Genomic DNA, 19,365 nt, shown 5'->3' on the forward strand with positions numbered 1-19,365 from the left:
TTGGGGGTCCAAAGGAGCCTGGCGGGCGGCGCTTGACGGCAGCGCCTGCCGGGATACACTTTCCCCCGGAGGTGGCGCGCATGAACCGCTTGACGTTACTGATCGCCGCAGGCCTGGTGATGGCGGGCTGCACCACGCGGGTGGCCCCTGACCCTGAGCTGGCGGCGGTCTGCCCCGTGCCGGCAATGCCCCTGGTTTTTCCGCACCCGTCCTATCCCGAACACGAGGCCGAAAATGGCTATGAGGATCGCTGCACGGTGCGCTTTGATGTCGATGCGGCGGGCACGCCGGTAAATCTGGCGGCGCGCTGCACCTACAAGGCCTTTGCCGAGTCCGCCGAAGCGGCGATGCAGGAAGCGCGGTTTGACCCGGCGCTTTCCAAGACCCTCCCTCCCGGCGCCCAGTGCGCGGGCTTCAACTTCGAATACAGCCTGGAGCCTCAGCCAGAGGCATTCTGACCGGAAGAAGGACGGCATAAAAAAGCCCTCCCCGGCTGGAGAGGGCTGTTTTGGAGAGAGGGTCCCGGATCAGCGCGGTACGCTTTCCGGGATGACACGGGCGGATCAGGCGTCGGCGCTCTGTTTGGAGCGGCGCTTGCGCTCGTTGGGGTCGAGGTAGATTTTCCGCAGGCGGATGTTTTTCGGGGTGACCTCGACGAGTTCATCATCCGCGATGTAGGCGAGGGATTTTTCCAGCGTCATCATCAGCGGCGGGGTCAGGCGGACGGCTTCGTCCGAGCCCGAGGCGCGCATGTTGGTGAGCTTCTTGCCCTTGAGGACGTTCACTTCCAGATCGTTGTCGCGGTTGTGTTCGCCGACGATCATGCCGCCATACACCTTGTCGCCGGGATGGATCATCATCGGGCCACGGTCTTCCAGGTTCCAGAGGGCGAAGGCGACGGCTTCGCCCTGCTCCATGGCGATCAGCACGCCGGTGTGGCGGCCCTGGATCTTGCCCTTGTGGGGGGCGTATTCGTGGAAGATGCGGTTCATGATGGCGGTGCCGCGGGTATCCGACAGAAGCTCGCCCTGATAGCCGATCAGGCCGCGCGTCGGCGCGTGGAAGACAAGGCGCGTGCGGCCGACGCCCGAGGGGCGCATGTCGAGCATCTCGGCTTTGCGCTCATTCATCTTCTGGACGACGATGCCGGAATGTTCGTCATCCACATCGATGATGACTTCCTCGACCGGCTCGAGCTTTTCGCCATTCGGGCCTTCCTGCATGACGACCTGCGGGCGGGCGACGCCGAGCTCGAAGCCTTCGCGGCGCATCGTCTCGATCAGGACGGAGAGCTGAAGCTCGCCGCGGCCGGAAACGGTGAAGGCCTCGGCATCAGTGGCGCGCTCGACTTTCAGGGCGACGTTGCCTTCGGCTTCCTTCTGCAGGCGGTCCCAGATCATCCGGGAGGTGACTTTGGTGCCTTCGGTGCCGGCCAGCGGCGAATCATTGACGCGGAAGGTCATCGAGATGGTCGGCGGGTCGATCGGCTGGGCGGCCAGCGGCTCGGTGACCGAGGGGTCGCAGAAGGTGTCGGCGACGTTGGCCTTGGTCATGCCAGCGAGCGAGACGATGTCGCCTGCGGAGGCTTCGTCTACCGGCACGCGGTCAAGGCCGCGGAAGGCGAGGACTTTGGAGATGCGGCCCTGCTCGACGAGGCCGCCTTCGCGGTTCAGCACCTTGATCGACTGGTTCGGCTTGATCGAGCCTGACAGGATGCGGCCCGTCAGGATGCGGCCGAGGAAGGGGTCTGCCGAGATGGTGGTGGCGAGGAAGCGGAACGGGCCTTCGGCCACTTTCGGCGTCGGGACGTGATCGACCACCAGCTGGAACAGCTCGTCCATGTTGGCGGTGGGCGTTTCATATTGCTTGGACATCCAGCCCATCTTGCCCGAGCCATAGAGGACGGGGAAATCGAGCTGTTCGTCGGTGGCGTCGAGATTGGCGAAGAGGTCGAACACTTCGTTGAGCACTTCGTCCACGCGGCGCTCGGCCTTATCGACCTTGTTGACGGCCACGATGGGGCGCAGGCCGACTTTCAGGGCTTTGGAGACCACAAACTTGGTCTGCGGCATGGGGCCTTCAGCCGAATCGACGAGCACGATCACGCCGTCCACCATGTCGAGGATACGCTCCACTTCCCCGCCGAAGTCGGCGTGGCCGGGGGTGTCGACGATGTTGATGCGGTAGCCGTTCCATTCGACCGAGGTGGTCTTGGCGAGGATGGTGATGCCCCGCTCTTTTTCCAGATCGTTGGAGTCCATCATCCGCTCGGCCGTCTTTTCGTTGGCGCGGAAGGTTCCGGACTGTTTCAGGAGTTCGTCAACGAGCGTGGTCTTGCCATGGTCAACGTGGGCGATGATGGCAATGTTGCGCATCTTTTCGAGCGGCGTGGTCATAAGTATAGGCTTTCCGGCGGGCGGCGTTCGGGAGGAAAACGGGCGCTGTCTGGTGGATTTGGGCGCCCCCTAGCAGACATGCGGCGTTTTGCATATGCCGAAGCGGCAGGTTTTGATGGGGCCGATGCAGCCCGAAGCGGGTCTTGACGGGGCCGCCGGGGACCGGCAGCAGGGGGAGCATGAGCCCGCCGCTGACCTCTGCCCCCCTGCTCGCCGGTATTTCCGGGCTAAGCCATGGTTTCTTCGGGCGGCGCGGCGGGGTTTCCGGCGGGATTTATGACAGCCTGAACTCCGGCGAGGGATCGGCGGACGATCCGCGCAATATTGCCGAGAACCGGGCGCGGATCAGCGCGGCCATCGGGGCAAAATGGCTGCTTTCCTGCTATCAGGTGCATTCGCCCGGCGTGGTGCGGGTGACCGCGCCCTGGGATGAGCGCCCGCAGGCCGACGCGATGGTGACCGACCGGCCGGGGCTGGGGCTCTGCATCCTTTCGGCAGACTGCACCCCAGTCCTTTTTGCGGACCCAGATGCGGGCATCATTGGCGCGGCCCATGCCGGCTGGAAGGGCGCCATTGCGGGCGTTCTGCTGCGCACGCTGGAGGAGATGGAAGCCCTGGGCGCCAGGCGCGAGCGCATCCGCGCGGCGATTGGCCCGACGATCCAGCAGGCAAGCTATGAGGTGGGCCCGGAATTCCGCGATCAGTTTCTGAGCCAGGACGCGGGCAGCGACGACCTGTTCATTCCCGGCAAGGGCGACCGGTTTCACTTCGACCTGCCGGGCTTCTGCCAGCGCCAGCTGATCACCGCCGGGGCGGGCGAGGTGTTCAATCTCGGCCATGACACCTGCGCGATGGAGGAGACCTACTTTTCCAACCGGCGGCGCAACCTGCGCGGCGAACCTGATTATGGGCGGAATGCTTCGGCGATTGTCATTCTGCCCTGATATACTGCGGATTCCAGAATCCTGTGGCTTGCGACTCGGGCCGCCCTGTTACAAAAGCGTCGCGAACCCCGCCCGGTCAGAGAGAGCCCTCCCATGAAGCTGATTTCCTGCAACGCAAACCGGCCTCTGTCCGATGCCATCGCCGACTATCTGGACATGCGGCTGACCCGCTCGGAGGTCAAAACCTTCGCCGACCAGGAAATCTTCGTCCGGATTGATGAGAATGTGCGCGGGGAGGACGTGTTCGTCATCCAGTCGACCTCCTACCCGGCGAACGACAATCTGATGCAGCTGTTGATCATGATGGACGCGCTGCGCCGCGCCTCGGCCCGGCGCATCACCGCCGTGATCCCCTATTTCGGCTATGCAAGGCAGGACCGCAAAACCGATGGCCGCACGCCGATTTCGGCAAAGCTCGTGGCAAACCTGATCTCGACCGCCGGGGCTGACCGCGTGCTGACCGTTGATCTGCATGCCGGGCAGATCCAGGGCTTCTTCGACATTCCGACCGACAACCTCTTCGGCGGGCCGGTGATGGTGGACGACATCAAGGAACGCTACGGCAAGGAGAAGATCATCGTGGTCTCGCCCGATGTGGGCGGCGTGGTGCGGGCGCGGTCCCTCGCCAAGCGGCTGGACGATGCGGATCTGGCGATTGTCGACAAGCGCCGGCCAGAAGCGGGCAAGTCCGAAGTGATGAACATCATCGGCGATGTGAAAGGTTGCCGCTGCATCATGCTGGACGACATGTGCGACTCAGGCGGCACGCTGGCCAACGCCGCCGCCGCGCTGAAGGAGCATGGGGCAAGCTCTGTCTCCGCCTATGTGACGCATGGCGTGCTTTCCGGCAGCGCCGTCAGCCGGATCGAGAATTCGGTGCTGGACGAGCTGGTGATGACCGACACCATCCAGCCCTCGGAAGAGGCGCTGAAGTCCAAGAATATCCGTGTGCTGCCGATTTCGCCCCTGCTGGGCGAAGCGATCCGCCGGATTGCGAATGAGGAAAGCGTGTCGAAGCTGTTCGACCGCTAGCCAAGGCCGCCCGCGCGCAGGGCGCGGGCTTTGCCAGGACCTTCAGGCCGGATTACGCCGTGGCACGGGCCAGGGCGCAATGGGACCAGAGCTCTGACAGGGCCTGGACGAGGTCTTCTATATCGGCATCGGTATGGACCGGGGACGGCGTGATGCGCAGGCGCTCTGTGCCTTTCGGAACCGTGGGATAGTTGATCGGCTGAACATAGATGCCGTAGCGCTCCATCAGCCAGTCCGAGATCATCTTGCACTTGACCGGATCGCCGACCATCACCGGGACGATATGGCTGGGGTTTTCCATCGCCGGGATGCCGATTTCGCGCAGGCGGCGGCGGACCTTGCGCACCCGGTCCTGCTGCTGCAGCCGCTCCCAGCTGGAAACCTTCAGATGGCGGATCGATGCCTGGGCGCCAGCAGCGATGTGCGGGGGCAGCGCGGTGGTGAAGATGAAACCGGAGGCAAAGCTGCGGACGAAATCGACAACCGCCGCCGAGCCGGCGATATAGCCGCCCACAACGCCGAAAGCCTTGCCGAGCGTGCCTTCAATGATGGTGAGCCGGTCCATCAGGCCTTCACGCTCGGCAACGCCCCCACCGCGGGGACCATAAAGGCCAACCGCGTGGACTTCATCGAGATAGGTCATCGCGCCATATTCATCGGCAATGTCGCAGAACTCCGCTATCGGAGCGATGTCGCCGTCCATGGAATAGACGCTCTCGAAGGCGATCAGCTTGGGCACGTCCGGGTCGAGCGCGTCGAGCTTGCGGCGCAGGTCTTCCGGGTCGTTGTGGCGGAAGACCTTGCAGGTGGCGCGGCTGTGGCGGATGCCTTCGATCATCGAGGCGTGGTTGAGCGCGTCCGACAGGATGATGAGGCCAGGTATCCTGGCGCCGAGCGTGCCGAGGGTGGCCCAGTTGGAGACATAGCCGGAGGTGAAGAGAAGCGCAGCTTCCTTGCCGTGGAGGTCTGCCAGCTCCTGCTCGAGCAGGACATGGTAATGGTTGGTGCCGGAGATGTTCCGTGTGCCGCCGGCGCCCGCGCCGCAGTTTTCCAGAACCTCATGCATGGCCGAAAGCACTTCGGGATGCTGGCCCATGCCGAGATAATCGTTCGAGCACCAGACCTTGACGGGTTCTTCCCCGCGCTCGCCGCGGAACACGGCCTTGGGGAAAGCCCCCTTCTCGCGCTCGATATTGGCGAAGACCCGGTAATTGCCTTCCTGGCGCAGAGCGTCGAGCTCACTTTGGAAATGTGCTTCGAAATCCATGGGTTATCCCCTCCACTTCTCTTTGTTTTCTGTGCGTGTGTGTGCGTGTTCGTGAACGGAAGGCTTGATGGCCCACCCCCACAGCGATGGGTCCCGCAGGGGCAGGACAAGAGCCCAATGCTCGATCAGGGCAAGGACGGTAATGGCGGTGAGCAGGAGGAAACCAGCCGATTCGAAACTGCCCGGCGCATGGCCAAAGGCTTTCAGCGCCAGCCAGGCCGAAGCGCTGGTGATGACGATGACGGCGGCCGCAAAGACCGAGCCGGGCGCCCGGCGGCTGAAATAGGTTTTGAGATAATCCAGATGCCGCGGCATGAACTGGTCTGTGATATTCGGCGCGCCGGAGAAGACGACCAGCTTGGCACAGATGCGCGCGCCCCAGAGCACGAGATATACCCAGAAAGCAAACTGATTGGCCGCGCCCCAGCTGATCACACCGAGAATGACCGCGTGGACGGCAATGGCAATCTCGTGATGAAGGACGGTGGCAAAGGCGGCGCGGAACCGGGCCATGCCGGTGAGCCCTTCCGGGCAGGCCGCGCGCGAGGAGCCGGTGAGGAAGCCGGTGAGGAACATCACCTCATGCCAGGCCCAGAGCAGCAGCCCCGCGCCAAAGCCGAGATAGGCGGCCTCTACGCTCGTCTGATCGCGCAGGGCGATGACCAGCAGGGTGGCGCCCGCCAGCACGGCGGTGGCGCCCCAGGCCGTCCAGACATGTGTGCGGCGGGGCAGACCGATCAGGAAGAAGATCGCGCCCGTGCTCAGCCACCAGGCGAGCGCCGCAAATATAACCGGGGGCAGATAATCCCACATCCGCGCGCTACCAGACCGGCTGAAGCCGGACTTTTTCCGGCAGCGTGTTTTTCCGGACCGGAAGGAAATACAGCTTCAGGAAAGTTGCGCCCGCCGCAAGAGCGAGGCCTTTTGAATGTATCCAGCCAAGGACGCCGCGGCCTTTCACTTCGTCAATCCTGTCTGCAAGGGTGCGCAAGCGCTCAAGCCCCCTGCGGAAAGCCGGGGCTTCAATGTCGATCTCGACCGGGAAAACCTGGCGGGCGATCTCATTGGTGAGGCCGAAGACCTTGTAATCGTACTCTGTCGGGTCAACGCCCAAAGCGGCGTGGAAGGCGGGCCGGCGATGGTCGCGGACATACATGGTGGCGTAGACAGCCAGCAGGAAGAAGCGGATCCAGTAGAGGTTTCCGCCCTTCAGGAGGGTGGGGTCTGCCCGCATGATGAGGGCGAAGGCCTCGCCATGGCGGAACTCGTCATTGCACCACTGTTCGAACCATTTGAAGATCGGGTGGAAGCGCAGTTCGGGATGCTTCTCCAGCTGGCGGAAGATGGTGATGTAGCGGGCATAACCGATCTTCTCGGAGAGATAGACCGAGTAGAGAATGTATTTCGGCTTGAAGAAGGTGTATTTCTTCTTGCGCGTCAGGAAGCCGAGATCGACGCCGATACCGAAATCCTTGAGGACGAAATTGATGAATCCGGCATGGCGGGCTTCGTCGCGGCTGAGATATTTGAAGAGGGCGGCCATGTCCGGATTGCTGACCTGGCGGGTGATCTCGCGGTAGAGCACGCAACCTGAGAATTCAGACGTCAGGGAACTGACGAGAAAATCGACAAACTCTGTGCGCAGCTCCCGCGGGAGGGTGTCGAGGATATTGTCGAACTCGGTGGTGCGCTTGAAATGGGAGCGGTTGGGATCAGCCGCCATCTCGGCAATCAGCGCGTCCCACTCCTCGCGGACGGGGGAGATGTCCATCGCGTCGATGGCGTCAAAGTCCGTCGTGTAGAAACGCGGGCTGAGCATGGTTTCCTGGAGGGCCAGGGAGTTGGTGTCGAAGGCGCGCGGGGGCGCCTCAAGGGCGCGCATCTCATCGGCGGTCAGTGTGGCGTCCATAGTGGTCATCGGTCAGACCCTCCCATCGCTGAAGCTCACTTCGTAAAGTTCGGTGAGCAGAAACATGGCGTGCAGGCGGGTCAGCGCCCGCTCGATAAAATTGGCGCGCGTGAGCGTGGCGACGCGGCGCAGGACGAGGCGCTCGCCGAACGGTACGGAGACGGGCGCGCCGTGGACATAGACGCGGTCACCGATGCCGGGCTGAAGGCCGCCATCGAGTTCGACATGCGCTTCCAGGGAATCAAAAGTGTGCTCGATGCGGAGCGTACACGGAACAGTCAGCTTGCGGGGGATCATCGCGCGGCCCTCCCCTCTTCGAAGAGGCGGGCAAATTCGGCAACATTATCCTTGCCGAAGGCGTCGAGGCTGATCCACTGGCCGGTGGCGGGATCTTCCAGGATGAAGCGGCCATTGCCGGTAAGGTGAAGGGAAAAGGGCGGGCCCGCGCCGATGCCATCCCGGGCGCGGTCCAGCGCCAGGGACCGCAGCGATGTGCGCACGAAGCCGCCGGTTTCCGGCGCCCATGTGTGGACGACTGCCCCGGTATCGGCATCAATCGCGAGGATTTCCCCGCCTTCGCCATCCACAAACTGGAAGGAAAGCGTATCGACGGTGAGCGGGCGCCAGTCAGACGTGTGGGTCGAGCCGGTGAGCCGGACCACGGACACACCCAGCAGGGCGAACACGACCAGGGCGGCGCAGGCCATCAGCAGGGCCCTGGGCGGGCGGCTGTCATGAGCGTGCGGGACGGCGGGCGCGGCTGGGGCGGGCATGATCAAACTCCTTAGGACAGGCTGGGGGCGGCTGCCGGTGGCAGGGAGGGGGCGGCTTTTTCGCGCGCCGGGATGGCGCTGATGCTGACCCGGTCTGGCGCATAGGTGGCGATGGCACCGGCGAGCACGCGGGACACGGCCGTCACATCCTTGAGGCAGCGCAGGACAGGGCGCGGACGGGAAAAGCGCAGCGGCCGGGCATGGGGCCAGAGGCGCAGATAGCTGAGGCCACCGGAGGCGGACAGGACCAGCTGGACATCGCCCTTGACGCGGCCATGACGCTGGAAGTCTGCCGAGGTGATCTTTTCAAATGGCAGGTTCACATATTTGCGGATGGCGACGCCGTAGCGGAGCACGACGCGGCGCGAGGTGATCGTATAGACCGTCGAGCGGGCCATGGCCCAGGCCAGGAGGAGGATCAGCCCCCCGCCGATGGCGAGCCCCATGAGCGAGCTGATCAGTATACCGGCAATCTCGCCCGGCGCCCCGGCCGAAGCCGCATTGGTGGCGCGCCAGGCGCCCACGGCGAGGAAATAGGCGAAGACGAAGCGGATATGGAAGACATGAATGGCGAAGGCGGCAATGTCCGGGCTGCCCTGCCAGAGGAGGCGTTCGCCTTCCGGCAGTTTCTCGGGAAGGCCGCGGACGGGCTCGCCCTTCTCGTCTTCTTCATCATGAAAGCCGATCATAGCAGGGGCTCCAGGCGTTGGGGCGTGGCGTAGAGCGTGCCGGCGCCGTAATAGGCGCTGACCATGTCTTCTTCCAGCCGGGTGATCTGGTCGGGATTGCGCAGTTTGGGAACGTCCGCAAAGTGGACGGCCTTGATGGCTTCCACCTCCACGCGGCGGCGGCTTTTCGAGATGTTGCAGAACGGCACCGGCAGGAGCACGCGCTCGCCCGTACCTGTCAGCGTAACCTCGAAATAGCGGATGATCGCTTCGGCCCGGTCAACCCAGAGATCTGTCACCGTGCCGGCCGTGACGCGGTCGAGGCCGACGACGGGAAGGCCGCGCGGATCCAGGTCTTTCCCGGAGACGGTATATTCCGGGTGGAGACGATAGGGCTCGATCCGGTTGGAGCCGTCCCAGTTGAGGTCGGGCTCGTCCAGACGCTGGGCGTAAGAGCCGGGGCCGACGGCCGAGGTCATCGGATCGCCCTCAGGCTCCATCGGCGCGCCCGGCCAGGGAGCCGTGCGGCGCAGGGGATGGGCGCGGGTATCGGCCGGGCCATAGCTCATCTCGATCGAGCCTCGGCCATTGGGGAGGTTGAAGGTTTTCTTCGGCGGGAAGAAGAAGATGCCGGCGCCCTCGGAGCGGCCGGTGGTGTCTTCCTCCAGCGGGTAGCCTTCTCGCGCGCCTTCGCGGAGCAGATAGTAGATCAGGATGAAAAAGAAGATCGTGAACGCCCAGAGGCAGACATCCACGAGATCTACGCCATTTACGAATTCACCACGGAATAACATGAGCGGTCTCCTTCAATGGACGGGTCAGCCTGGATAGGCTGCCAGACCAAACTTTGTGGCTTGGGGTGTGGAACTGGTGAGAGAATGGCGGGCGAGCGGGCCAACCACAGCGAGAGTTGCAAACAGGAGGAAAATTTCGAGCACATAGACCGTGGTGTAACCCGCGGCCGGACCGGCGAAGGCGGGGCCAAGATGGCCCTCCGCCCCCAGACGGTTGATGATGTCACGCAGCGCGCCGCCGAGGGAGACGGCAACACCGGTGGCCGTGGCCGTCACCGCGCCCCAGGCGCCCAGCGCAATGCCGCTTTCATGGCGCCGGGCAATGGCCATCATGGCTGTCAGCGTGCCGACGGAAAAAAGACCGCCGCCAAAACCGATCAGGAAGGCCCCCATAAGGAACACGCCCATGACACCCATGGGTTCCGCCAGGATGATCAACGCGAAGGCGGCAATGCCCGCAACCGCGCCGAGGCCGGCAAGCCGGTGGGGCTCCCCTCCCCGGCTGAGCTGGCGGGAGCAGAGCGCAAAACCGAGCAGCGCGCCCAGCGCCCAGAGGGCCGTGAGCCGGGTGGTTTCCGACACGGTCATGGCGAGCATTTCAGCGCCGTAGGGCTCCAGCAGCACGTCCTGCATGCTGAAGGCGGCGACGCCGAGGCCGGAGGCGGCCAGAAGGCGGGCGGTGGTGGCATCGGCAACGAGGCGGCGCCAGGTTTCGCCGAAAGCGGGGCGCACGCGGGCGGGGTCTGTCAGCGCGCGGTTGCGGGTTTCCTGTTTCCAGAGGGCGATCAGATTGAGCGCCATCGTGACGACGCCGGCGCCCTGGATCACCTGGATCAGGATCATGGTATTGAAATCATGCAGCAGCCAGCCGAAGACGATGGAGCTGACCAGCATGCCGAAGAGCAGCATGATATAAAGAAGCGCGACCACGCGGGGGCGGGTTTCATCCGTAGCCAGATCGCTGGCCAGGGCGAGACCGGCGGTCTGGGTGATGTGGATGCCGGCGCCGACTAGGAGGAAGGCAAGCGCGGCGCCTGCCGGGCCGACCCAGGCCGGGCCGGTGCTATCCCCCGAGAGGAGGATCAGCGCGAAGGGCATCAGGGCGAGGCCGCCGAACTGGAACATCGAGCCGAACCAGATATACGGGCCGCGCCGCCAGCCGAGGACGGATTTGTGCATGTCCGAGCGGTGGCCAATCAGGGCGCGCAGCGGCGCGAACACCAGCGGCAGCGCCACCATGAGCGCCACCAGCCAGGCGGGCATGCCGAGCTCGACGATCATGACGCGGTTGAGGGTGCCGGTGAGCAGCACCATGGCCATGCCCACCGACACCTGGAACAGGGAGAGCCGCAGCAGCCGGCCGAGCGGAAGCGTGTCGCTCGCCGCATCGGCAAAGGGCAGGAAGCGGCTGCCAACCGCTGTCCAGACCTCTGAAATGGGGCGGCGCTGGGGCTTCATGCGCGCACGACCTCCATGGCTTCGGAGAAATAGAACCCCGAACTGATGCGCTGGCGGCGGGCCACGCGGAAGGCGCCGCCCGAGGCGCGCTCGATGCGGCGGGCGAGGCTGGCGCCGGAAACGGGAATGATGGCCGGGGCGCGGTCTGACCGGGGGAAAAGCTTGCCAGCCGCATGCATGGCGCTGAGCAGCGCGGTGCGGGGGGCATGGGTGAGGATCAGGCTGCGCCGGATGCGCGGCAGGATGCGCGAGACCATCGCTTCCATATCGGCTTCTTCATAATGGATCATGGAATCGAGGGCGACGGCATGATCGAAGACGCCAAGGTCAGGATGGGTCATGTCCCCTACCCGCCAGGTGATGCGCGGTATGAGCTGGGGATCGGCGAGGCGGTTTGCGGCGATCTCCACGAGCGGGCCGGCGATGTCGATGGCGAGGACTTCTGCCCCCCGGCCCGCAGCGGCGACCGAGAAGGTGCCCGTGCCGCAGCCCGCATCGAGCACGGTTCGGCCGGTCAGGTCTTCGGGGAGCCAGGAGAGGATGGTTTCGTGCATCGCCTCACGCCCCGCCCGCACGGCGGCGCGGATGCCGCTGACAGGGGCGGCGGAGGTGAGCTTTTCCCAGGCAGCCGCAGCGGTGTCGCCGAAATAGGTCTGCAGCTCCATGCGCCGGGTGTGGTAGGCAGTATCCATCAGTCAAACCCCAGAAAATCGAAAATTTCGCGGTCCTTCATCGGGATCGCATCGACAGGATCGCTGCCCAGCCAGAGCGCGGCAGCCAGGCGCAGATATTCTTCCTGCACGGCGGCAAGCTCCGGCGAGGCATCCATCTCGAAGATGGTGGACTTCTTCAGGCGCGAGCGGCGGATGACATCAAGGTCCGGGAAGTGGGCGATGCGGCGCATGCCGGTGGCGTTGCAATAGCGGTCGATCTCGTCGGTTGCCTTGCTGCGGTTGGCGATGACGCCGCCGAGGCGGACAGCATAATTCTGGGACTTGGCCCGGATGGCGGCCATGATGCGGTTCATTGCGAAGATCGAGTCGAAATCATTTGCCGTCACGATCAGGCCGCGTTCGGCATGCTGGAGCGGGGAGGCAAAGCCGCCGCAGACCACATCGCCGAGCACATCGAAGATGACCACATCGGTGTCTTCCAGAAGGCGATGCTCTTTCAGGAGCTTGACCGTCTGCCCGACGACATAGCCGCCGCAGCCTGTGCCCGCCGGCGGGCCGCCGGCCTCGACACACATGACGCCGTTATAGCCTTGAAAGACAAAATCTTCCGTACGCAGCTCTTCGGAATGGAACTCGACCGATTCGAGCACATCAATGACCGTCGGCATCAGGCGCTTGGTCAGCGTGAAGGTGGAATCATGCTTGGGATCGCAGCCGATCTGCAGCACGCGCTTGCCGATCTTGGAGAAGGCCGCCGAGAGATTTGACGAGGTGGTGGATTTTCCGATGCCGCCTTTTCCGTAGACGGCAAATATCTTGGCATGGCCCGTATCGAACCGGGCATCGAGCTTTACCTGCACGCTCCCCTCGCCGTCTTGATGGCGGGCACCGGGCCTGTTGAGGGTGAGTGAGGTCATGCGGCGGCTCCTTGTGCGGGGAAAATCCCCTCGAGGCGGTCTTCGATTTCTGCGCTGGCGGCATGGAGCGCGGCGAGCGTCTCCGGGTCCGGCGCCCAGTAATTGCGTTCCGACGCCTCGATGAGGCGCCCGGCCACCTTTGCGGTGGCGGCGGGATTGAGTTCCATGAGACGGCGGCGCAGCGCTTCATCCAGCACGAAGGTCTGCGTCATTTCCTGGTAAACCCAGGAGGCAACCTGACCTGTGGTGGCCGACCAGCCCATTGTATTGGTGACCTGGGATTCGATCTGGCGGACGCCCTCATAACCGTGGCGCAGCATGCCTTCATACCATTTCGGGTTCAGCGTGCGCGTGCGCGTTTCGAGCGAGACCTGTTCTGCCAGCGTACGGACGATGCCATCGCCGCGCGTCTGGTCGCCGACATAGACTTTGAGTTCTTCGCCCCGCGCGCGGGTGGCGGCGCGGGTTATGCCGCCCAGCGTATCGAAATAGTGGTCAATGGTTGTGAGGCCCGTCTCGACCGATTCGAGGTTCTGATAGGCAAGCTCCACGTCTTCCAGCAGGCTGCGGAAAACATCCGGCTGGGCGGTGGGGATGCCATTGCGGCCATAGGCGAAGCATTTGCGGTGGGAATAGGTGTCTGCGAGTTCGTCTTCCTTGTCCCAGGCGCCGGACGTGACCAGCATGTTCACATTGGCGCCATAGGCGCCTTCGGCATTGGAGAAGACGCGCAGAGCGGCGGTTTCAAGATCCACGCCGAAGCGCTGCTGGCAGGCGAGCGCATGCGCGCGGAGGAAGTTCTGCTCCAGAGGCTCGTCCGCGCTGGCAGCCGCGAAGGCGGCTTCCGCCAGCATGCGCACCTGAAGGGGTAGAAGATCGCGGAAGATGCCAGACAGCGTGACCATGACATCAATGCGGGGGCGGCCGAGGGTTTCAAGCGGCACCAGCTCGGCCCCGCAGAGCCGGCCATAGGAGTCAAACCGGGGGGCCGCGCCCATCAGCGCCATGGCCTGGGCGATCTGGGCGCCTTCGCTTTTCAGATTGTCCGTACCCCACAGAACCATGGCCATGGCAGACGGAAGCGCGCCGGTATCGGAGACGTGACGGGCGAGGAGCCTGTCTGCCTGGCGGCGGCCATCGGCGAGCGCAAAGGCGCTGGGCAGGCGGAAGGGATCAAAGCCATGAATGTTGCGCCCGGCGGGCAGGATTTCGGGTGTGCGGATAAGATCGCCGCCCGGCACAGGCGGGATATAGCCCGCCTCCAGCGCATGCAGGAGGGCGGGCAGCTCATGATCTTCCGTCATCAGGCGGCGGGCGCGGGAAAGACGGGCAAGCCCAGGATGGGCGGGGTCGATGCAGAAACGCTGCGCAATGGCGGCGGGCGCCTCTCCCTCGGCGATGGCGCGGATAACCGGCTCGCTCAGCGCGGTTTCCCCCGGCCCTTCCGGCATGGCGGACAGCAGGCCCTGCATCGCGGCCCGGTCTGGCGCCCGCCCGGCCACATGCAGGCCTTCGGGAATGAGCGCGCCTTCAATCTCCATGAGCCGGAGACGGATCTTTTCAATAGCTGCCTGCGGCGCCGGTGCGGGTGTCTCGCCGGCAAGGTCCAGCTCTGCGGCAAGGCTGAAGATCAGCGCTTCGAGATCGGCGCGCTCAGTCTCCCGGTCCGGCGCGAGTTGGCGCCAGCGGTTGATCGTATCGGAGAGATCCGACAGGCCCTTATAGAGGCCGGCCTCGGCGACGGGCGGCGTGAGATAGCTGACGATGGTGGCATTGCCGCGGCGCTTGGCGATGGCGGCTTCGGAGGGGTTGTTGGCGGCGTAGAAATAGATGTTCGGCAGATTGCCGATCAGATAATCGGGCCAGCAGCTGCCGGAGAGGCCCGCCTGCTTTCCGGGCATGAATTCCAGGGCGCCATGGGTGCCAAAGTGGACGACAGCATCGGCTGCGAAATCTTCCCGCAGCCAGGTATAATAGGCGGCAAAGGCGTGCGTAGGGGCGAAGGCCTTCTCGAAGAGGAGCCGCATCGGGTCGCCCTCATAGCCAAAGCCTGGCTGGAGACCGACAAACACGTTTCCAAACCGCGCCCCGAGAACCAGGAGGGAGCGGCCATCCGTCAACTGACGGCCAGGCGCGGGGCCCCACTGGGCTTCAATCTCGGCCAGGCGCGCTTCACGGCGGACATGGCTTGCGACAGGAATGTGGACCGCGACATTGGCATCGGTTCCATACTGTTCCCGGTTTCCCTCCAGCAGCGCGTCGCGCAGCGCGTCCACGCTGGGCGGAACGTCGACGCGGTAGCCATCGCGCGCCATGCCGGCGAGCAGGTTGTGCAGCGACTCAAACACGGCAAGATGCGCGGCGGTTCCTGCGGCGCCCGAATTGGGAGGAAAGTTGAAGAGCGTGATGGCGACCTGGCGATCGGCAGCCGGCTTCCGCTTCAGCGCGGCCAGCCTGGCGGCCCGGGCCGCCAGCATCCCTGCCCTTTCGGGGCATGCCTGCATCCTGCGGCCATTCTCGGCAAACTGGCAGTTGCGGCTGCATCCGGTGCACTGCGTGCCGTGATCGGCGCGCCCGCCGATGACGATGGACCCCGTGGCGCCATCAAGCTCCGGAAGGGCGACCATCATGGTGGTTTCAACGGGGGTGAGCCCTTTGGGATTGGCGCCCCAGTCTGACAGGGACTGAAACTCCGAGGCGGCGGCGCAGATATACGGCACGTCCAGTGCCTTGAGCGTGTCGACGGCGGCCTCCGCATCATTGAAGGCAGGCCCGCCGACGAGGGAGAAGCCGGTGAGCGAGACCAGAACGTCAATCGCCGGGCGGTCGCCTTTCATGAAATAGCGCCGGATGGCGCTGCGCGCGTCCAGCCCGCTGGCGAAGGCGGGAATGACGCGCAGCCCCTGCGCCTCCATCGCCGCGATGACGCCGTCATAATGGGCCGTGTCGCCTGATGTGATGTAGGAGCGCATGACCAGAAGGCCGACGGTAGGCTGACCGGCCGGCGCTTTCGGCAAGGCTTCCAGCCGCTCGGCAATGCGGGGCGAGATGCGGGGATGGTAAAGCCCGGTTTCGGCGTATTCTTCCGGCGGCTGAGGATTGAGGGTGCCGCGCAGATGCGCGCGGGGGCCGGCGGCGTAGCGGTCAATGAGGTAGCGGACGGCATTGACGATGTTCGTTTCCGACCCGGCAAGCCAGTATTGCATCGTCAGGAAATAGGAACGGACATCCTGGGCCACGCCGGGGATGAAGCGCAGGATCTTGGGCAGGCGGCGCAAGGTGCGCAGCTGCTTCTCGCCGGCTTTGGCCTTATCTCCGGACCCACGCAGACGCTTCATCAGCGCGATGGGGCCAGAGGCGGGCTTTGACATGTCGAACCGGTCAAGCCGCGTGAGCTGGACGACTTCAGCCGCAGACATGCAGCCGACAATCGCGTCGCAGGCCGGCCGCCGGGCCAGAAGGTCCGGCATGATGGCGCGGATATGGTCCTCAAGGAACAGCATCGAGGCGAGGATGAAATCGGCAGAGGCGATATCGTCCCTGGCCGCCTGCAGGGCGCCGGGCTTGCGGTCCCACTCCGAGGCAGCGTGGAAAGCGAGCTTCAGGCCCGGGATCTGGCGGCGCAGCACGTCTTCGGCGCGGGTTATCGCGGCGCCAAGATGGGAATCCAGCGAGATGATCACGACACGGACTTGTGTCTGGTTCCGGGGGGCGCCACTATCGGCCATAACGCGCCTTTGCATCGTAAAGGATGTCGAGGGTGACGGTGTCGAGCATCTGATCCCGGGCAAAGGCTTCGGTATTGCGCCGGGCCTTGCCGCGCACGAAGAATGGGATCTTCTTCAGTTCGTTTTCCGCGTCATGGGTCCAGACGAGGGTGGGAACACCCACTTCCAGCGCAGCTGGCGCGGTTTCCTGCGGCACCGCCGCATGGCCACCCAGATGGGACGCGCCGGCTTCATCATGAAATTCGAAATCATCCCGGAACATGCCGAGAAGATGTTCCTCCAGCCCCATCAGCAGCGGATGCACCCATGTGTCGAAGAGGACATTGGCGCCCTCAAACCCCATCTGCGGGGCGTAGCGGGCGGGGAAATCCTGCACATGGACCGGCGCGGAGATGACGGCGCAGGGAATGCCGAGCCGCTTGGCGATATGGCGCTCCATCTGCGTGCCGAGGATGAGTTCGGGCTGCAGCGCCGTAATGGCCGCTTCCACTTCCAGATAGTCATCCGTAATCAGAGCTTCCACGCCATGAGCAGCGGCAGCTTCGCGGACCGGGCGGGCAAATTCACGGCTGTAAGTGCCGATCCCCACGACCGTGAAAGCAAGTTCTTCCGCCGCCACCCGGGCGGCGGCGATGGCGTGGGTGGCGTCCCCGAACACGAAGACGCGCTTGCCGGTGAGGTAGTTGGAATCCACCGAGCGCGACCACCAGGGGAGATTGCTCAAATAGTCCGACAGGTCGGGCGCCGGAACACCCGCGAGCGCGCAGACTTCGGCGACAAAGTCTTCCGTTGCGCCCACACCAATCGGAATGGTGCGGGTGTAGGGCTGGCCGAACTCTTTCTCCAGATAGCGCGCGGCGGCTTCGGCGATTTCCGGATAGAGGACGACATTGAAATCAGCCACGGGCAGGAATTGCAACTCGGACGGCGAGGCGCCCAGCGGGGCGACGATGTTCACGGCAATGCCGCAATGGGCAAGAAGACCCGTGATCTCGCGCACATCATCCCGGTGGCGGAAGCCGAGCGCCGTGGGCCCGAGAATGTTGCAGACTGGCCGGCCGGCGCCGTTCTTCTTGGGCCGCAGCGACGGCTGGGCCAGCCCCCTGACCAGCCGGTAAAAGGTTTCCGACGCGCCCCAGTTTTCCTTCTTGGAATAGGAGGGCAGCTCCAGCGGAATGACCGGCACATCAAGGCCAAGCGTGCGGGCAAGGCCGCCGGGATCATCCTGGATCAACTCTGCGGTGCAGGAGGCCCCGACAATGATCGCTTCGGGCTGGAAACGCTCGACCGCATCGACGGCGGCGCGCTTGAATATCTCGGCCGTATCGCTGCCAAGATCCCGGGCCTCGAAGGTTGTGTAGGTGACCGGCGGGCGCTGACCGCGCCGTTCGATCATTGTGAAGAGAAGATCTGCATACGTATCGCCCTGCGGCGCGTGGAGGATGTAGTGCAGGCCGGTCATCGCGGTGGCGACGCGCATGGCGCCGATATGCGGCGGGCCTTCATAGGTCCAGACTGTAAGCTGCATCAGACCGCGAGCCTCCCCTTCCGCATCAGGGGCCGGGCGATCAGCTCGGCGAGATCGCCTGCCTGGTCGTAGCCCTGAATGGGTGTGAATACGAGTTCGATCGACCATTTGGTGGTCAGGCCTTCCCGCTCGAGCGGATTGGCGAGGCCCATGCCGCAGACCGATACGTCTGGCCGCGCAGCGCGGCAGCGGTCCATCTGGCGGTCGACATCCTGCCCTTCGCTGAGCTGGACATCCGCGCCGAGCAGGTCGAGCTCAGGCTTCATATGCGAGGCGTGAAGATAAGGGGTGCCGACTTCGCAGATTTCCATGCCCGCCTCGCGCGACAGGAACCGTGCCAGCGGAATCTCGATCTGTGAATCAGGGAAGCAGAAAAGCGATTTGCCAGACAGCAATGGCAGATAGCGCTGAAGACTGCGGGTGGCGCGGGCACGCGGCATATCGGTGACCGCCGCAAAGCGCGCGGCACTGACACCCCAGGCATCTGCCGCCGCCTTCAGCCAGGCGGTGGTGCCTTCAGCCCCCAGAGGGAATGGCGCGGGCAGATGCACGGCGCCCCGGTCTTCCAGGGCGCGTGCGGTATCCTTCAGCCAGGGCTGCGCCAGGAGGAAGCGTGTGCCAGGGCCCACGGCGGGCATCTCGCCAGCCTTGCGGCCCGGCAGGAAGCTGACATTTGCAATGCCAAGCTGCTCAAGCAGCCTGCAAAACTGGTCTTCCACGACATCGGCCAGCGCGCCGGCAATCAGCAGCGAAGGCGCGCCGGGAAGCGTTTCCGGCAGGCTGGGCACAAGGGCCGCCAGGCAGGCATCTTCCCCTTGCGTGAAGGTCGTTTCGATGCCGCTGCCGGAGAAATTCAGGATACGCACATGCGGCGCGTGTACCTGAGAGAGCCGCTCGGCAGCGCGGCCAAGGTCGAGCTTGATGACCTCCGAAGGACAGGACCCGACGAGGAAGAGCAGGCGGATGTCCGGCCGGCGCTCCAGCAGGCGCGCCACGGTGCGGGCGAGTTCCTCATTCATGTCGGCCATGCCGGCCAGATCGCGCTCTTCAATGATGGCAGTGGCAAATCGCGGCTCGGCAAAGATCATCACGCCCGCCGCCGACTGCATGAGATGGGCGCAGGTGCGCGAGCCGACGATGAGGAAGAAGGCATCCTGGATCTTGCGGTGGAGCCACATGATCGAGGTGAGCCCGCAGAAAACCTCCCGCTGCCCCCGTTCGCGCAGCACAGGCACAGACGCAGGCAAGTCACCAGGGCGCATCGCCCCTGCGCGCGG

Annotated in this window: 17 protein-coding genes; 3 read left to right on the plus strand and 14 right to left on the minus strand. The window is 64.6% G+C overall.

The annotated features are described in order from the left end of the window. The first annotated feature begins 80 nt into the window (after nucleotides 1-80). Entirely contained in the window at nucleotides 81-458 is a 378-nt protein-coding gene (locus C0456_RS04835; RefSeq protein ID WP_291048975.1) for a TonB family protein, read from the plus strand. A 105-nt stretch (nucleotides 459-563) separates the two neighbouring features. Here the strand turns inward: C0456_RS04835 and typA are convergent, their stop codons facing one another. Continuing rightward, nucleotides 564-2,396: a translational GTPase TypA gene (gene typA / locus C0456_RS04840; RefSeq protein WP_291048978.1), complete on the minus strand. Its 1,833-nt coding sequence runs from the start codon at nucleotides 2,394-2,396 to the stop codon at nucleotides 564-566. 179 nt (nucleotides 2,397-2,575) lie between these two features. Here typA and pgeF point away from each other — a divergent pair, with 179 nt between their 5' ends. After that, the gene (pgeF, locus tag C0456_RS04845) at nucleotides 2,576-3,340 is read left to right on the plus strand and encodes a peptidoglycan editing factor PgeF (protein WP_291048980.1); all 765 of its coding nucleotides are present in this window, start codon (nucleotides 2,576-2,578) and stop codon (nucleotides 3,338-3,340) included. A gap of 93 nt (nucleotides 3,341-3,433) precedes the next feature. Then, nucleotides 3,434-4,372 (plus strand): ribose-phosphate pyrophosphokinase, encoded by a 939-nt coding sequence (locus C0456_RS04850; protein ID WP_291048987.1) that lies wholly within the window; start codon nucleotides 3,434-3,436, stop codon nucleotides 4,370-4,372. Nucleotides 4,373-4,424: 52 nt separating this feature from the next. On the opposite strand, the gene hemA is transcribed toward C0456_RS04850, so the two are convergent. From hemA to C0456_RS04915, 13 genes are read right to left on the minus strand one after another with little or no spacing between them, the layout of a single operon-like run. Then, the gene (hemA, locus tag C0456_RS04855; protein WP_291048990.1) at nucleotides 4,425-5,639 is read right to left on the minus strand and encodes a 5-aminolevulinate synthase; all 1,215 of its coding nucleotides are present in this window, start codon (nucleotides 5,637-5,639) and stop codon (nucleotides 4,425-4,427) included. A 3-nt stretch (nucleotides 5,640-5,642) separates the two neighbouring features. Then, entirely contained in the window at nucleotides 5,643-6,452 is an 810-nt protein-coding gene (gene puhE, locus C0456_RS04860) for a putative photosynthetic complex assembly protein PuhE (protein WP_291048997.1), read from the minus strand. Nucleotides 6,453-6,459: 7 nt separating this feature from the next. Continuing rightward, nucleotides 6,460-7,521, minus strand: coding sequence for a magnesium-protoporphyrin IX monomethyl ester (oxidative) cyclase (gene acsF, locus C0456_RS04865; RefSeq protein WP_367179211.1), 1,062 nt, complete (start codon nucleotides 7,519-7,521; stop codon nucleotides 6,460-6,462). Between the two features lie 39 nt (nucleotides 7,522-7,560). Further along, nucleotides 7,561-7,845, minus strand: coding sequence for a hypothetical protein (locus tag C0456_RS04870; protein ID WP_291049012.1), 285 nt, complete (start codon nucleotides 7,843-7,845; stop codon nucleotides 7,561-7,563). Further along, nucleotides 7,842-8,321 (minus strand): photosynthetic complex assembly protein PuhC, encoded by a 480-nt coding sequence (gene puhC, locus C0456_RS04875; protein WP_291049014.1) that lies wholly within the window; start codon nucleotides 8,319-8,321, stop codon nucleotides 7,842-7,844. Before puhC ends, C0456_RS04870 begins: the two co-directional genes overlap by 4 nt. An 11-nt stretch (nucleotides 8,322-8,332) precedes the next feature. Next, on the minus strand, nucleotides 8,333-9,010 hold the full coding sequence (gene puhB, locus C0456_RS04880) for a photosynthetic complex putative assembly protein PuhB (protein ID WP_291049016.1): 678 nt from the start codon (nucleotides 9,008-9,010) through the stop codon (nucleotides 8,333-8,335). Further along, nucleotides 9,007-9,783 carry a photosynthetic reaction center subunit H gene (gene puhA, locus C0456_RS04885; protein WP_291049019.1) on the minus strand — a complete coding sequence of 259 codons (777 nt, stop codon included), beginning with the start codon at nucleotides 9,781-9,783 and terminating at the stop codon, nucleotides 9,007-9,009. Before puhA ends, puhB begins: the two co-directional genes overlap by 4 nt. A gap of 24 nt (nucleotides 9,784-9,807) precedes the next feature. Further along, the gene (locus C0456_RS04890; RefSeq protein ID WP_291049021.1) at nucleotides 9,808-11,241 is read right to left on the minus strand and encodes a BCD family MFS transporter; all 1,434 of its coding nucleotides are present in this window, start codon (nucleotides 11,239-11,241) and stop codon (nucleotides 9,808-9,810) included. Continuing rightward, nucleotides 11,238-11,933 (minus strand): magnesium protoporphyrin IX methyltransferase, encoded by a 696-nt coding sequence (bchM, locus tag C0456_RS04895; RefSeq protein WP_291049023.1) that lies wholly within the window; start codon nucleotides 11,931-11,933, stop codon nucleotides 11,238-11,240. Before bchM ends, C0456_RS04890 begins: the two co-directional genes overlap by 4 nt. Beyond that, the gene (gene bchL / locus C0456_RS04900) at nucleotides 11,933-12,832 is read right to left on the minus strand and encodes a ferredoxin:protochlorophyllide reductase (ATP-dependent) iron-sulfur ATP-binding protein (protein ID WP_291049025.1); all 900 of its coding nucleotides are present in this window, start codon (nucleotides 12,830-12,832) and stop codon (nucleotides 11,933-11,935) included. Before bchL ends, bchM begins: the two co-directional genes overlap by 1 nt. After that, nucleotides 12,829-16,560, minus strand: coding sequence for a magnesium chelatase subunit H (locus tag C0456_RS04905; RefSeq protein ID WP_291049027.1), 3,732 nt, complete (start codon nucleotides 16,558-16,560; stop codon nucleotides 12,829-12,831). Before C0456_RS04905 ends, bchL begins: the two co-directional genes overlap by 4 nt. Beyond that, entirely contained in the window at nucleotides 16,550-18,088 is a 1,539-nt protein-coding gene (gene bchB / locus C0456_RS04910; RefSeq protein ID WP_291049029.1) for a ferredoxin:protochlorophyllide reductase (ATP-dependent) subunit B, read from the minus strand. Before bchB ends, C0456_RS04905 begins: the two co-directional genes overlap by 11 nt. Next, nucleotides 18,088-19,350, minus strand: a complete 1,263-nt coding sequence (locus C0456_RS04915; protein ID WP_367179212.1) for a ferredoxin:protochlorophyllide reductase (ATP-dependent) subunit N — start codon at nucleotides 19,348-19,350, stop codon at nucleotides 18,088-18,090. Before C0456_RS04915 ends, bchB begins: the two co-directional genes overlap by 1 nt. Nucleotides 19,351-19,365: the final 15 nt, after the last annotated feature.

Origin of the sequence: Hyphomonas sp. (assembly GCF_013823385.1) — a bacterium.
In the GTDB taxonomy this organism is placed as follows: domain Bacteria; phylum Pseudomonadota; class Alphaproteobacteria; order Caulobacterales; family Hyphomonadaceae; genus Hyphomonas.